Origin of the sequence: Paenibacillus tyrphae, from assembly GCF_027925525.1 — a bacterium.
Taxonomy (GTDB): domain Bacteria; phylum Bacillota; class Bacilli; order Paenibacillales; family NBRC-103111; genus Paenibacillus_G; species Paenibacillus_G tyrfis_B.
The window spans coordinates 282,711-297,662 of sequence record NZ_BSDJ01000006.1 but is presented as its reverse complement, the minus strand read 5'-3'; the positions used below and the strand labels follow the sequence as shown (position 1 = coordinate 297,662).

Sequence of the window (14,952 nt, the reverse complement as noted above, 5' to 3'; positions counted from 1 at the left end):
CCAGTTCACAGGGACTTTTTGTTTTTTATAAAGATGCATAATTTGGGTAATAAAATATTGTAGTTTCAGGTAAGGAAGGGGCCTTATACGGCACGCCTCTGCTAGCCAGACCGTAGCGCTCGTACCTGACATTAAACCATTTATTGGTTGATATCGCTCCGGCTATGAACGAAAAAATTTAAGCCTACCGCTCGGTAGGCTCAGAGTGTTGAGAAAGTGGGCTTTTACAAAAATAGAGAAGCATACGGAGGTGGGGTATCCACTGGAGAAGCGATAGCGGCCGCCTTTGTCTTCGGGAAATGTCCGCTAATAAGCGGCTTCCAATCAAATTTCCCGAGGACAACAGCGGTCGGAAGTGGATACCCCACCCCTTCGTAACCTCTATAATTCTATTCGACCACTTTCTCAACAAGCTCAGCCTACCGCTCGGTAGGCTTTTTGCATTTTACATGTCCCCAAAAGGTGGATACCGCCGCACGCATGCGGCCGCCGTTAGCTTCGCAGGATTCCCCGTGCTTTCGTATGCCGCCGTGTCCGGGGGTTGCAACCGCTCGCACTTAACGGTCGCCGCGCCAGGCGCCGTCGTTGGCGCTCCGCCAGATCCGCTGCTATTACGTATGCCACGGAACTCCCAGGGTGCCTTGGCTCATTCACCCACTGTATGCACTAAGAGAGTACAGCGTTGGCACTCGGCCGAGGCGTTTGTACTGCCGCATGTTGCATAAGCTAGCCATCGGAGGTAGGACCCGCGGTGCGGCCTGCTCGCCTATCGTCAGGCTGCCAAATACCGCGAGTGAATCGGATGTCTGCATCTGATTGTCGTACACACAAGCTACTGCAAAACCATGTGCTACTCGTTAGAGCAATACTTCCCTCCTCGAACAGAATTCCTGATTTTTTTTGAAAGAGGGCTATTTTGTCTCCATTCTTCAGAATTTTTTAAAACAACCGAGTCGGGACCGAATGATGGCAGAGAAATCGCAGATAAAGTCCCGAACATTTGAAGCAAAAAACGTTGTATCGTATCTATTGTGGTGAAGAAGGGGAAATGAATGCGCGGCCGCCGCGGGGCAACGCTCGATTCCCTTTTTCTATGAAAACAAATTAAAGGTGAATAGGTCGATTGAATATCAGGGGGAAATTAAATACCCTTGTCGGTATTTCTTCTGATACAGCTCCAGCAATTCTTCCATCTTGATGACTACAATTTCGCTTGAACAAGAATTGATACCTACGGTGTTATAAATTTTTCCTTTCACACTAAAATACCAAGATAGAACAAATCTGCCTAAGTTCTTAAAAAAGTTCTCTCGCCTCTCTTAATTTATAGGGGGGAAAAAAATCTAAAAAACCAACAACAAAGGAATATAAAAAGTTTGTTTAATCTACAAACTTTTCACATTCCAAAAAAAAGGAGGAATTATCTATGAAAAAATTCAGAAACGAAATCAAGAAACTCATTAGCTCAGGAAAGAAATTAATCAAATTTCTCAAGAATCCATCTACAAGGATGGTTATCTTAAGAAAGATCATGATTTTAATAATTGCAAAAGTAGTTGTCATATTATTTTTTAATTTAACCAAGTGGCTCGGACAACTCATTTTATAATTCGTCGAAAATAAAGTTGCAGCCCTAAAATATGGGGCGGCGCTGCCGCCCCCAAGCATCGTGAATTTGTTGATTAAGGAAGAGATGGACGTACGTTTACTGATGACTAACAACCGATTGCTGCTCCAACGCTTAGAGGTTCCGGAGAACATTGGAGGACCACTGATTATGGCAGGACTCATGCAGGAATTGATTTATCCGATTTAAATGGAGCCGTGCTGATTTACTTAAATCATATTTGGGAACAGAGGGACAAGCTGAAATTAGTACATCCATGGCTTATCGAGGCTAGAGAAGAGTTGCTGGCTCAAAGTTGCCACTGTGAAAACTGTAAACCATAGAGGGCTGAGATGTCAAAAATCATATTATTTCGGGGAAAAGCCGGAACGGGCAAACCGACATTATCCTTACGCTACCAAGAATGAACGCGATAAATGCTAGGTCTAAAATGGATAGAGATTCAGATCTATTTCTGAAACTCTATCCATTCTCATTTCGCCAGTTGACTTCCCTTTTTATTATTGTGCAGGACCGTGAACCGTGACCGCTAAGCCGGGGTAAGCGGCTGCAAGCTTGGACGCCCGCTCCTCGATCCGCTTCCGCTCAAAGCCCGCGCCGAACAGCTCGCGATTCGGCCGGAACATGACGCTCGTGCCTGTCGCCTCCGTCAAGCCCACCGTCAACAGCTCCGTCTGCGGGATGCCCTGCTTGTAGTCTTGACGGTGCACCTTCCCTTCGCGCTTGATCTCAACCGACAACGATTCGGAGAGCGCATTGACCACCGCGATGCTGATCCCTTTCTCCGCACCGGGCGAAACGAACGGCGCATTGCCGCTCGACTCGGCAATATCGGTCAGCACGCTCTGCACATTCGAGAGGTTCGAAGAAGGAAGGAGGCGTACCGGAATTCCCCGGCCGTTATCCGCCACGGTCACCGTATAGTCGTCATGCACAAAAATATGGACTTCGCTGCAATAGCCGGCCCGATGCTCCAGCACGCTGTTTTCCAGGACAGCCCATAACAAAATGTGCGTATCGTAGCCCCCTGCCTCCCGTCCCAAGTAAGCGCCTGCATTGCTTCGGACCTCCGTCATATCCATGTAATCGCTCGTGTCGATCAGGTCGGAGAGCGCGGCCAACAGCAGCAGCAGGGGCAGCAGCCGATGGGCGGGAAGCGTATACCCCCCTCCTGGCTCTTGTACGAGCAGATCGGCCCCGAGCAAAGCTTTCAGATGATGATAGAGCTGCCCGGTCGTCCCCATCTTCAGCCGTTCCACCAATGACGCCCCGGATAACGGTTCGTTCACGACAGCCCGCAAAATATCCAGCCGCTGCTTATGTCCGAGCGCAGACAGCACTTTGGACGCTTTATCGGTATTCAGACGGAGCAGATCGCCCATCCGCCGCTCTTGCGGCATCCATTGAAAGACGCGCCCTTTTCCATCATAGTGGCCGGAATAATAAACCGTTCCTTCCCCGGGTTCGTTTGTGTCGGTTGATGATACGACCAAGCCTTCCGAAGTCCGGCCGGAAGTCGGTCCGGGCGCCGGAATCGCCTTGGCCGACTGCTTTTCCAAGCAGCGCCGAACCAGACTTTCAAGCTCCGACATGCGGGCAGCCAATTGATCAATTTCCTGAAGAGCTTCTCGTTTCATGGATTCACCCTCATTCATTTATTGTTTTACGTAATTACGTAATTACATTATATCATCGAAGGGAAATCGTGTAAATCCTTGTTTATCCATAATAAAAAGACCGGAGAACGTCATACGTTCGTCCGGTCTGCTCTCGCCTTACTTCTTCTTCAAATCTTCGATCGAATTGATCTCCATATATTTCGGGACGACCAGACCGATTTTGGTCCCTTTCAGGTTCGGGCCGAGGTCCTCGAATTTGCCTTTAAACTTCTCGTAATAGTCCTTATGCGTCGTCGGCAGCCAAGCGGCAACGATCGCGTCGACATCACCGCCGGCGACACCGGCCCACATCGGGCCCGCTTCCACCTGCAGCATATCCACCTTGTAGCCGAGGCGCGATTCGAGCACCTGCTTGACGACGTTCGTGCTGGCGATCTCCGAATCCCAAGCGACGTAAGCGAGCTTCAGCTTCCGGCCTTCGGCCTTCGGCACGTCCTTCACCCAACCGTCCACCTTGGCGGCATTCTCTTTCACCCAATCGGCCGCAGCGACTTCCGGCTTCTTGCCGTCCATAACCGCTCCCATGACTTTCTCCATGTCGGCCGCGGTCCATTCGAACTTGTCGAGCACCGCATAGGCGGACGGCTCCGCCGTTTTAAGTCCCGTTCTTGCGATCGTATGAATCTCCTCGTCCGCCCCGTAAACGCCTTTCGGGTCCTGCAAATATTTGAGGTCGTATTTGGCGAACATCCAGTGCGGCGTCCACCCGGTAATAATGATCGGCTTCTTCGCTTTATACGCTCTGTCCAGCGCCGCGGTCATCGCCGTGCTGGAGCCTTCTACAAGCTTCCAGTCGGTCAAGCCGTAATCTTTAAGCGCCTGACTCGTTGCCTTCATAATGCCCGCGCCGGGGTCGATACCGACAATTTCATATTTGACTTGATCCCCTACAAACGCCGAGGTGTCGGAGCTCTTGGCTCCGCACCCAACGGCCAGCAGAGCGGCCCCGAGCAAACACAACGTCATCCACAGCAGATTCCGGTTTCGTTTTTTCAATGCTTCTTCTCTCCTTTGGGTTTCATCTTAATCGCGTGCTGCGTCAGCCGGTCGAGCACAATCGCCAGAATGACGACGGCGAGCCCCGCTTCGAAGCCTTCGCCCGTCTTAAGCTGGGTAACGGCGCGATACACGTCCGCCCCGAGCCCTTGAGCGCCGATCATCGAAGCGATGACGACCATCGACAGCGAGAGCATGATCGTTTGGTTGATGCCGGCCATCAGCGTAGGCAGTGCCAGCGGGAGCTGGACCTTCCACAGCTTCTGTCCGGGCGTCGTCCCGAAAGCGTCGGCCGCCTCGATCAGGTCGAACGGTACTTGGCGGATGCCGAGGTTCGTCAGCCGGATCGTCGGAGGCACCGCGAAAATAACGGAAGCGATGACGCCTGGCACAACGCCCAGGCCGAAAAAGGTAACCGCCGGGATCAAATAAACGAAGGCCGGCATCGTCTGCATGAAATCGAGCAGCGGCGTTAACGTGTTCTGCACCGTCTTGTTTCTCGCAGACCAGATGCCGAGCGGCAGGCCGACGATGACCGAGAGGAAAGCCGAGGTCATCACAAGCGCGAGCGTGTCCATCGTATGGTCCCAGAACCCGAGGTTGGCGATCAGCAGCATGCCGAGCAGGCTAAAAATGCCGAGCATGAGCCCTGCCGCACGGTAAGCCAGGAAAGCAATCAATACGATGAGCACCAGTGCAGGCGGAAAATGAAACAGCAGCGAAAACAAATTGACCGTTCCTTCGATTAAGGAAGAAATAAAGCCGAACAGCCACTCGAAGGTGGAGCCGAGCCAATCGACGAGCCCCTCGACCCATTCGGCAATCGGAAGCTTAGGACCCATCTGTGGTCACCGCCTCTCGAACCCGGTCGTGGTTGCCGGCCAATGCTCCGAGCACCGCACCGCGAATAATGACGCCGAGCAGCCGCCCGTTCTCGGACGTGACCGCCACCGGCACGCGGCTTGTGCTGACGGTATCGAACAGGTCGCTCAGCAGCGTATTCGGCGACACCGTCGGCACCTCGGAAATGATGATCGAATCCAGCGTCAAGTGCTCTCGGATCGCCCGGGCCGCGTCTTCGGCCGTCAATACGCCGATCAGCCGCTTGGCACTGTCAACGACGAACAAGTTGGAAATGCCGTTCTCCCGCATCAGCTCCAGCGCTACGCGCGGTCCCCCGCGGTCATACGCGATCGTCTCCGGCCGCCGCATGACATGCGAAGCGTTCAATACCCGGGACAGATCGACATCTTCGATAAATTTCTCCACATATTCGTTGGCCGGGGTGATCATAATCTCCTCGGGCGTGCCGATCTGGACGATGGAGCCGTCTTTCATCAGCGCGATCCGATCCCCGATCCTCAGCGCTTCGTTCAAATCGTGCGTGATGAAAATGATCGTCTTCTTCAGCTTTTCCTGCAGCTCGCGCAGCTCTTCCTGCATGTCCTTACGGATCAGCGGGTCAAGTGCGCTGAACGCTTCGTCCATCAGCAGGACCTCCGGCGAGTTGGCGAGCGCCCGGGCCAGGCCGACACGCTGCTGCATGCCGCCGCTCAACTGGTCCGGATATTGATCCGCCCATTCCTCCAGTCCGACCAGCGCAAGCGCTTCCCGCGCTTTTTCCCTGCGGATTTTGGCCGGAACCTTCTGTACCTCCAGCCCAAATTCGACATTTTGCACAACCGTCTTATGCGGGAACAGCGCAAACTTTTGAAACACCATGCTCATCGCCGTCCGGCGAAATTCGCGCAGCCGCTCCTCGTTCATCTCTACGATATTTTCTCCGCGGAACAGGATGCTTCCGTCCGTCGGTTCAATCAGCCGGTTCAGCAGCCGGATCAGGGTCGATTTACCGCTGCCGGACAGCCCCATAATGACGAAAATTTCTCCTTCTTTGACCGTAAAGCTCGCGCGGTTCACGCCCACGGTCTGTTTCGTCTCCGCAAAGATACGCTTCTTGCTCCAGCCTTGGTTAAGAAGTTCAAGCGCCTTCTCCGGATGCTGACCGAAAATTTTGGTCAAATGCTTTACTTCGATCAAAGCCGTATCCCCCCATTCTTTCAATGCTCTTAAGTTTACAGGTGCGCAGGGCGATGGGTCAAAAGCGAAATAAGTTTGTTTCGTACGTACAGAAAAAACTTTACATACGTATCGTACAGAATACTCCCATTTCCTCCAAATTCCTTTCTTGCTAATAGCTTTACTTTCAAATGCATGTTCAATACAATACAATGAGAATATTTATTTTAGGCAAAGCATTCTGCCGCGGAATGGCTACGAGCGGCGGCAGCATCCGCAGGAGGCATAATTAATTATGAACAACTGGGTTGGGATGACGGAGGAACAAGCTGGCATCGTTCAAAAGGCCCGTAAACGCGTAATCGAATCCATCGGAAAAAATATGGATTTATATGGCGTCACCCTTTCCACCGGCCATTTGTATGGCATGATGTTTTTTCAAGATAAGCCTATGACGCTTGATGAAATGGGCGAAGAGATGGGCATGAGCAAGACGAGCATGAGCACGGGCGTACGCACGCTGACGGACCTCAAGATGGTTCATAAAGTATGGGAAAAAGGAACGCGAAAAGATTTGTACGAGGTCGAGCCGGACTGGTACCAGACGTTCGCGGATTTTTTCGTCATTAAATGGCAGAAGTCCATCGAGATGAACGTGCAGGCGCTGCGCAAATCGGCGGCCGAGCTGAAGCGGCTTGCGGAGAGCGACCCGGACAACGAAGCGCTGCAAAACATCGTCGCCACCGACACCCGCAAGCTGGAGGAAGCGATCCGCTACTACTTATGGCTCGGACGCTTGATCGATACGTTCGAATCCGGGGAAATTTTCAAGCTGGTGCCGAAGGAGGAGCCGCAAGCGGACTCTCATTAATACGCTGTATATGCTGATAGGCCGTGCCGAAGACGATTCGGTACGGCTTTTTCGTGTCCGCAGAAATGCTCTCCCTGTCCCGATACGATTCGTCATTTTCCGGGAAATAATCCCCTGAATCGAAAGCGAATAAGGAACAAGGAAACATTCTCCAACAAAAGTCTAAAGATTTTGGCCGAATATGCCGATATATGTACCATTGTCTGACCAGACGAATACAAACGGAACAGGAGTGAAAAAGCTTGCGCTTTAGAATGCAAAAAGTGTTCTTGTTGTTGCTTACAGTTATCATGAGCACATGCAGTTTTGGCGTCATGAACGCATCGGCCGCGGATGTCATCACGAAGCTGGTTTTGAACAAAAATGAAGTTTCGCTGGACGTGGGCAGCACCGCCAACCTGACAGCCACTGCAATTTACGACAACGGAAAGACGGAAACGGTAACGATCAAAACCGAGTGGAATTCCGAAGACCCGAACATCGCCGCGGTGTACGCCGGTGTCATTACGGCCAAAACGGAAGGCGACGTGATCATTACGGCCAAATATATGACGGAGCAAGTTCCCGTCAAAGTAAAAGTGACCAAGCGGGTCAAATCGCTCATCAAAGACAAGCAAAAAATCGATCTGCGCAAAGGCCAAGCGGAGCAAATTACGCTGAAAGCTTATTACGACGACGGCACGTCGGAAGATGTGACCGCGAAAGCAGAGTGGACCATCGACAACGGCACCATCGCTACCCTCTTTAACGGAAAGGTGACCGCTCAAGGCTCCGGCTCCGGCACGATTACGGCGAAGTTCGGCAATCAGTCGGTATCGATTCCGCTGACCGTCGAAGTGGTCAAACGCGTCGATGCCGACAAATCCCGGGTTTCGCTACTGCTGAACCAATCGGAAACGATCCGGCTGCTCGCCACCTATCCGGACGGAACGACGGAAGATGTGACGGAAAGCGCCGACTGGACATCCGACAATGCGGATGTCGCCGACGCCCTCAAAGGCAAGATTACCGGCTACGGTCCGGGACAAGCGAACATTACCGCCACTTACGGAACGAAGACGGCCAAGATTAAAGTGGACGTCGACAACGCCATTAAGCTCGACTTGAGCAAGCAAAATCTTCTTATGAAGAAAAGCACGACCGAGCAGTTGAAATTGACCGCCACCTATCCGAACGGAAATACGGAAGATATTACCGATCGTGCAGAGTGGTCGTCCTCCGACGATACGATCGTTTATGTCGTTAAAGGTAAAATCAGCGCCAACAAAACGGGCGAAGCGACCGTCAAAGCCAAATACGGAGAAAAAACCGTAACCGCCGTTGTTGACGTAGACGTGCCCCGCCGCCTAGAGCTGAGCAAAGACACGATTACTTTGAATTCGGGCAAATCGGAGCAGCTCACGCTCGACGCCACCTACGCCGACGGCAGCAGCGAAGATGTGACCAGCCAAGCGAAGTGGTCCTCCGACAAGGAGAACATCGCCAGCGTCATTAACGGTAAAGTCACCGCCGTGAAAGCAGGCGAAGCGACGATTACAGCCCAATATGGCGAAAAAACCGTAACCGCCAAAGTGCTGGTCGATATTCCTAACGTACTCGTACCAAGCAAGAAGAAAGTGAACTTCCAGATCGGAGATTCGGAACAAATTACGCTGAAAGCCGTCTATCCGGACGGCGTCAATGAAGACGGTCTGGAGAAAAAAGCCGAGTGGACGTCCTCGAACGACCAAATCGCCGAAGTGCGCGGCGGGATGATTACGGGGATCGGAACGGGTACCGCCACGATCACCGCGAAGTTCGGCAACCGCTCGACGACCATCCAAGTATCTGTCGGCGTATTGAAAACGTTGACTGCCGACGCAACGAGCCTTGTTCTGAAAAAAGGCGACACCCGGACGATCAAATTGGACGCGACGTATACGGACGGCAAGACGAACAACGTAGCGCAGGATGCGGAATGGACGAGCTCCAATCCGGCGGTCGCTTCGGTCAGCGAAGGCACGATCAAAGCGCTCGCCTCGGGTGAAACGACGATCACCGCGAAAGTCGATGCGAAGACGGTGACGATTACCGTGCAAGTCGATATGGCCAGCACGCTGAAAGCAAGCCCGGCTTCCATTCAGATGGACTTGGGCGAAACCCGCACGATCAAGCTGACTTCCACCGATGCAAGCGGCAAAGCGGAGGATGTGGAAGGAACGGCAGAATGGACCTCGGTGACCCCGACGATCGCGCAGGTTGAGAAAGGGGTCGTAACCGCTTTAGCCCGCGGCAAGACGACCATCACGGCCAAATTCGGCGGAAAAACTGTAACGATCCCGGTCGAGATCGGTTCCGTGACGGACCTGGTGCCGAACAAGCGCTATATTCCGATGAAAACGGGAGGCACGTTCCAGGTTCAGCTAACGGCCACGATGGCGGACGGCACGACGAAAGACGTCACGTCGCAAGCCCAGTGGAAATCCACCAACTACAAATTGCTTGAGGTGGAGAACGGTCTGGTGAAGGCGATCGCCTCCGGCAGCGCTTCGATCTCCGCCACCTTCAATGGTAAAAACATCGCAATCCCGGTGGACATCGACCGTCTCAAATATTTGAAGACGGATGTCGTCAGCTTGAATATGAAATCCGGTGAAACGCAGAATGTCAAAGCCACAGCGACGTTTATGGACGGTTCGGATGAAGACGTGACCGTATCCGGACTTTGGAGCTCCACTAACATTCGGGTAGCCGACGTGAAAGACGGAGTGATTAAAGCGACCGGAAAAGGACGCTCCACCATCACCGTTGGCTATGCAAGCAAGAAAACGACCATTGTCGTGACTGTAAACTAGCCGGTAATAAGAACAACGTTCGGAACCTCTGTACAGGGGAACCGGACGTTGTTTTTTTGTAAAAATTCGTTATATTCATTTCAGGGCCTTGGAGTCCCGGTTCCGCTATGCTAAAGTAAAAGCAATTCACACTGAAAGGGTGACCGAAAGCCAATGATCCACTAATCCTATGCCAAAAAGAAACGATCGTAATCATTACGAGCTTTCTGGATAGGATTCGTGCGGGCTTTTTTATATATACATAATGAGGAGCATGGCTTTGCTTTGCCGACGAAGCCGTGTACTTTATTTGTGTTCGCATGTGTACCTCCTATCCGGAAAAAGGATAAGGAGGTTTTTTATTTTCAACCTCGGCCACTCGCCTGTTTTCGTAACCACGGTTGCTAAAAAAAATCCCCGGCTTCGGCACGGGCACCCTAAGGAGATCTCTATGTCACAAATCCATCCTAAAAAAATATTACCCTTATTGATGATCAATATGTTCATCGTGATGCTCGGCGTCGGTTTGGTCACGCCCATTTTGCCGGCGCTCATTACCGATTTTGGCGCAAGCGGTCAAACGATCGGCTTCCTGGTGGCCGCGTATGGCATCACGCAATTTGTATTGTCTCCCATAACGGGAAAGCTGTCCGATCAATACGGAAGGAAATTGCTCATCGTTGCGGGAGTCGCCGTATTCGCATTAGCCAAAATCATTTTTGCTATCGGTAGCGAGCTGTGGATGCTGTACGGTTCGCGCCTTCTGGAAGGCGTGGCGGCAGCCTTGCTCGTCCCTCCGATAATGGCGTACGTGGCGGATATTACAACGACGGAGGAACGGGCCAAAGGAAACGGGCCGCTGGGTGCAGCCATGTCCTTAGGCTTTGTCATCGGTCCCGGGCTTGGCGGACTTCTTGCAGGCTACGGGTTAAGAGTCCCGCTTTATGCGGCGGCCGGGGCTGCTGTGGTGGCGGTGGTCATTTCGGTTATAGGTTTGCCGGAACCTTTATCGAAGGAAGACATGATCGCTGCGCGGGCCAAGGGAACTCCAAAGCTATCGATCCTCAGACCGTACGCCGACTCGCTGAAATCCAACTATGCGGCCTTGTATATGATCGTTTTTGTGATGACGTTCGGGCTGGCCAATTTCGAATCCGTGTTCGGCTTGTACGTCACGAACCGGTTTCAGTTCACGCCCCAAGCGATCTCCGTCATATTGACGGCAGGTGCCGTCATTGGGGTCGGGATGCAGGCATTGCTGGTCGCCAGAGTGATCAAGGCGTTCGGTGAACAGCGGGTCATCCAAGCATCTCTTCTGTTCACCTCTTTCGCTTTTGCGGTTCTGCTGCTGGTTCGAAGCTTTTGGACGATTTTTCTGGTGACGTCCTGCATCTTCTTCGCCATGTCCTTGCTGCGTCCTGCCCTGAATACCCGGATATCCAAGATGGCGGGAAACGAACAGGGAGCGGCAGCCGGGATGAACAACGCCTACATCAGTCTCGGCAATATTCTCGGACCGTCATTGGCAGGGCTGCTATTCGATGTGAATGTTGTATGGCCTTTCCTTGCCGGCTGCTTCATTCTGTTGGTTACTTTTCTCATGACCTTGCGGTTGAAGTAGTTTGTACAAGGCTCCGGCCGAAAAAGCAAAAAAAGCTATTCCCCCATCTTCTCTTAGGAGGAATAGCTTGAAGATTACCCTTCGGACGCTTCCAGCGGCGCCGGCAGCTTGCCTTGGGCGGCTAGCTCGCCTGCCAGTACGCGGGCTAGCGCCTTCATCGCGAACGGCGTATTCTCGTAGCACGCGAGGTAGGTTTTTACCCCCGCGGGCAAAGCGCTGATGTCGAACGGATTGCGCGCCGCAGCGACGACCAGCCTCGCCTTCGGCAGCGCCGCGAGCGCTTTGGCAAGCTCCACCTGTCCCGGCGAGAACGAGGCATTGTAGGTCACCAGCACGATCTGCTCCGCGTCATGGGCCAGCTCAACCACTCGTGCCTGCTCCTCTGCCGTCGGCTCCACGCCGATCCGCTCCTCGCGCACCTGGTAATTCAGCTGCGTCAGCCAGTAGCCTGCCGTCTCGCGGCGGGCCAGGACCTCGTCGACCTCGGTGCCGACCTGCACCTCCGGCCAGACGACGAGCACCGGCTTCGCCGGGTCGAGCGGCAGCTCGGCTTCGCCCCGCAGCAGCGTCACGCTGCGCTCGGCAATGCGCTCCGCCAGCCGCTGCGACGCCTCGGTCGCCAGGCTCGCGCCCGGCGCCAGCGTCGCACCCGCGACCGCTGCCGATGCGACGCGGCGCTTGAGCGCCAGCAGGCGCTCTACCGAGCGGTCGATCCGCTCCTCGCGGATGCGGCCGCTCTCCACCGCCTGCACGAGCGCGTCCAGCGCCGTCTGCTGCCGCTCGATCCGGTGGCTGACCAGCACGAGGTCGGCCCCCGCCTCCACGGCCATCACCGCGCCTTCGGCAATGCCGTAATGCTCGGCAATCGCGCTCATCTCCAGGCAGTCGGTGACGACGACGCCGTCGTAGCCGAGCTCCTGCCGCAACAGCCCGTTGATGACGCGGGGCGACAGCGTCGCCGGCAGCCGCTCCGGCTCTACGGCCGGGAACAGCACGTGCGCGGTCATCACCGCATCGACGCCAAGCTCGGCCGCCCGGCGGAACGGCGCAAGCTCCAGGCGGTCCAGCCGCTCCCGCGGATGCGGCACGACCGGCAGCGCCGTATGCGAGTCCTCGCCTGTATCTCCGTGGCCGGGAAAATGCTTCACCGTCGCGGCGATTCCCGCTTCTTGGTAGCCCCGCACGGCCGCCGTGCCGAGACGGCCGACCGTCTCCGCATCCCCGCCGTACGAACGAACGCCGATGACCGGGTTGAGCGGATTGTTGTTAATATCGAGACACGGCGCGAAGTTCATATTGATGCCCATCGCTTTCAGCTCACTGCCCGTTACCTTGGCCGCCTCATAAGCCGCCTCGGCATCGCCGGTCGCCCCCAGCGCCATGCTGCCGGGAATCGGCGTCACGCCTTGATCGATGCGCATCACCATCCCGCCCTCCTGATCAATCGCGATCAGAAGCGGCACGCCTCCATTCGCGAGCGCCAGCTGCTGCAGCGATGCCGAAAGCTTCGCTACTTGAGCCGGCTCCGTCAGATTGCGGCGAAAGTAAATGACTCCGCCGAGATGCTCCTCCCGGATCAGCCGTTCGATATCTTCCGATGGCTCCGTGCCGTGAAAGCCGCACATCAGCATTTGACCGATTTTTTGCCGGAGCGTCAGCTCCCCGATTCCTTTAGACACCATCTGTCACTTCCTCCTCTGTCTCAAGCTCCGTCACGCCCGGCTTGGCCCGTTCCCGGAACTCGGTAGGGGTCATCCCCTCATATTTGTGAAATACTTTCGTAAAATACCGCCGCTCCGCGTAGCCCGCCAGCTTGCCGATTTGGGTAACGCTCTTGTCGCTGTGGAGGAGCAGCGATTTGGCCAGCTCCATCCGTTCGCGCGTCAAGTATTCGAGGAACGTCTCCTGATGATGCTGCTTGAACAGCAAGCTGAAATAGCTGTTGCTGATGCCCAGGTGCTGAGCCAGCTCCTCTACACCCAGATCACGGGCCACATGCTTTTGAATGTACTCCCGGGCGGAAGCCATGAGCAGCTCGGGCGATTTGCGCCGGCCTGTGCTGACCTGCTGGCATTCCCGGATAAGCAGGTGTACGCATTCGACAAGTTCCTTCACGTTTAAGCTATCCTCCAGTTTGGCCCATACGGTCTGCTCCTGCGAGCTTCCAAGCAGCCCGACCGAACGCATTTCCCGCAGCAAGTGCAGGCACAGGAAATGCAGCATCTGCTCGGCGCGCATCGAATTGTGGCCGCCGGCCTCTTTGATGCTGCGGCCGAGCTCCTCGAGCGTCTGCTCGATCTTGGCGGAGTCTCCCTGCGTCAATCCGGTAGCGAGACCGTCGGCCAAGCCCCAGAACGAGCTTCCCGTCGCATCCGTTCCGGCCGTTTGCTCGTGAATCAGAATATGCCGGTTCTCCAGCGAAAGCTGGAGGCCGCGCTGCACTTTGCGGTAGGCGTCCGCCAGCTCTTCCGCCGCAAGCGGCGACGGGTACACCCCGACGCTGACGGACAGCTTGACGTACCGCTCCACCGCTTGCTGCACCTGCTCCGACCACGCTCTTAGCCGTTCTGTGGCGGTGGCGGCCATCGCTCCCGTCGGCGGCCCCGTCACGGGAAGCGGAATCAGCACGCACCATTCCCCTTCCCGCGTCAGCAGCACCGCGTATTCGGCAAGCTCCGAGCTAAGCGCGTCCTGCAGCACGTTGCGCACAGCAAAATGCACCAGCTTGCGCTCCCGTTCGTCCTGACGCGCAATCTGGGAATAGTCGTCCAGATCGACGAGCAGCATCCAATAGCGCTGGTCGAGCCAAGAGCGGTCCCCCTCTTCGCGAAGCCGGTGCAGCGGAAACGACGTATAGTCCATCAACAGATCGAGCAAAATTTTTTCGTAAGCCAGCTCTGACAGCTCTCGCCATTTGGCCGTTTCTTTCAGCTCGTTGACCTTGATTTCGCGGATGCCCGCGGCCGTCCGCTCGATGACCAACTGCAGCTCTTCGTAATCGATCGGCTTCAGGATATAGTCGCGTGCGCCATACTTGACGGCGGAACGAGCATAGTCGAATTCCTGGAAGCCCGTCAGCATTATAATTTCGCCCTCGTAGCCGGACTCTCTCAGCTGTCGCAGCAGCTCGATGCCGTCCATAACCGGCATGCGGATATCCGACAAGATGAGATCCGGCTTCCCTTCGCGGGCCAGATCGAGCGCTTTGGCCCCGTTGGCCGCCGTGCCGATCAGCTCGATGTTCATCGCTTCCCAGGGAATGACCTTCTCCAGATTGCGGACGATATTAATTTCGTCGTCCACCAGCATGGCTTTGATTTTCATCG

Annotated in this window: 9 protein-coding genes; 3 read left to right on the top strand and 6 right to left on the bottom strand. The window is 54.8% G+C overall.

From position 1 onward, the window contains the following. Window positions 1–2,127: 2,127 nt before the first annotated feature. From QMG93_RS10030 to QMG93_RS10015, 4 genes are all read right to left on the bottom strand, one after another. The gene (locus QMG93_RS10030; protein ID WP_281935918.1) at window positions 2,128–3,264 is read right to left on the bottom strand and encodes an ATP-binding protein; all 1,137 of its coding nucleotides are present in this window, start codon (window positions 3,262–3,264) and stop codon (window positions 2,128–2,130) included. A 138-nt stretch (window positions 3,265–3,402) separates the two neighbouring features. Then, on the bottom strand, window positions 3,403–4,272 hold the full coding sequence (locus QMG93_RS10025) for a glycine betaine ABC transporter substrate-binding protein (protein WP_281935943.1): 870 nt from the start codon (window positions 4,270–4,272) through the stop codon (window positions 3,403–3,405). Between the two features lie 26 nt (window positions 4,273–4,298). Then, window positions 4,299–5,144, bottom strand: coding sequence for an ABC transporter permease (locus tag QMG93_RS10020; protein ID WP_281935916.1), 846 nt, complete (start codon window positions 5,142–5,144; stop codon window positions 4,299–4,301). Beyond that, window positions 5,134–6,342 (bottom strand): quaternary amine ABC transporter ATP-binding protein, encoded by a 1,209-nt coding sequence (locus tag QMG93_RS10015; protein WP_281935914.1) that lies wholly within the window; start codon window positions 6,340–6,342, stop codon window positions 5,134–5,136. Before QMG93_RS10015 ends, QMG93_RS10020 begins: the two co-directional genes overlap by 11 nt. Before the next feature lie 274 nt (window positions 6,343–6,616). Here QMG93_RS10015 and QMG93_RS10010 point away from each other — a divergent pair, with 274 nt between their 5' ends. The 3 genes from QMG93_RS10010 (at window position 6,617) to QMG93_RS10000 (ending at window position 11,626) form a co-directional block, all read left to right on the top strand. Beyond that, a complete protein-coding gene (locus QMG93_RS10010) occupies window positions 6,617–7,192 on the top strand; it encodes a GbsR/MarR family transcriptional regulator (RefSeq protein WP_216788800.1) in 576 nt (191 codons plus the stop codon). 242 nt (window positions 7,193–7,434) lie between these two features. Beyond that, window positions 7,435–10,026: an Ig-like domain-containing protein gene (locus tag QMG93_RS10005; protein ID WP_281935911.1), complete on the top strand. Its 2,592-nt coding sequence runs from the start codon at window positions 7,435–7,437 to the stop codon at window positions 10,024–10,026. Between the two features lie 244 nt (window positions 10,027–10,270). Next, complete coding sequence (locus tag QMG93_RS10000) at window positions 10,271–11,626, top strand: MFS transporter (RefSeq protein ID WP_331488639.1); 1,356 nt, start codon at window positions 10,271–10,273, stop codon at window positions 11,624–11,626. Between the two features lie 74 nt (window positions 11,627–11,700). Here the strand turns inward: QMG93_RS10000 and nagZ are convergent, their stop codons facing one another. Both nagZ and QMG93_RS09990 read right to left on the bottom strand, forming a co-directional pair. Continuing rightward, window positions 11,701–13,308, bottom strand: coding sequence for a beta-N-acetylhexosaminidase (nagZ, locus tag QMG93_RS09995; protein WP_281935907.1), 1,608 nt, complete (start codon window positions 13,306–13,308; stop codon window positions 11,701–11,703). Then, the gene (locus QMG93_RS09990) at window positions 13,298–14,950 is read right to left on the bottom strand and encodes a response regulator transcription factor (protein ID WP_281935905.1); all 1,653 of its coding nucleotides are present in this window, start codon (window positions 14,948–14,950) and stop codon (window positions 13,298–13,300) included. The genes nagZ and QMG93_RS09990 overlap by 11 nt, the downstream gene beginning before the upstream one ends. Window positions 14,951–14,952: the final 2 nt, after the last annotated feature.

Bases quoted from the DNA above. Each gene is read 5' to 3' on its own strand.
- QMG93_RS10030 (WP_281935918.1), bottom strand. From the start codon at position 3,264: ATGAAACGAGAAGCTCTTCAGGAAATTGATCAATTGGCTGCCCGCATG.
- QMG93_RS10025 (WP_281935943.1), bottom strand. From the start codon at position 4,272: ATGACGTTGTGTTTGCTCGGGGCCGCTCTGCTGGCCGTTGGGTGCGGA.
- QMG93_RS10020 (WP_281935916.1), bottom strand. From the start codon at position 5,144: ATGGGTCCTAAGCTTCCGATTGCCGAATGGGTCGAGGGGCTCGTCGAT.
- QMG93_RS10010 (WP_216788800.1), top strand. From the start codon at position 6,617: ATGAACAACTGGGTTGGGATGACGGAGGAACAAGCTGGCATCGTTCAA.
- QMG93_RS10000 (WP_331488639.1), top strand. From the start codon at position 10,271: ATGAGGAGCATGGCTTTGCTTTGCCGACGAAGCCGTGTACTTTATTTG.
- nagZ (WP_281935907.1), bottom strand. From the start codon at position 13,308: ATGGTGTCTAAAGGAATCGGGGAGCTGACGCTCCGGCAAAAAATCGGT.
- QMG93_RS09990 (WP_281935905.1), bottom strand. From the start codon at position 14,950: ATGAAAATCAAAGCCATGCTGGTGGACGACGAAATTAATATCGTCCGC.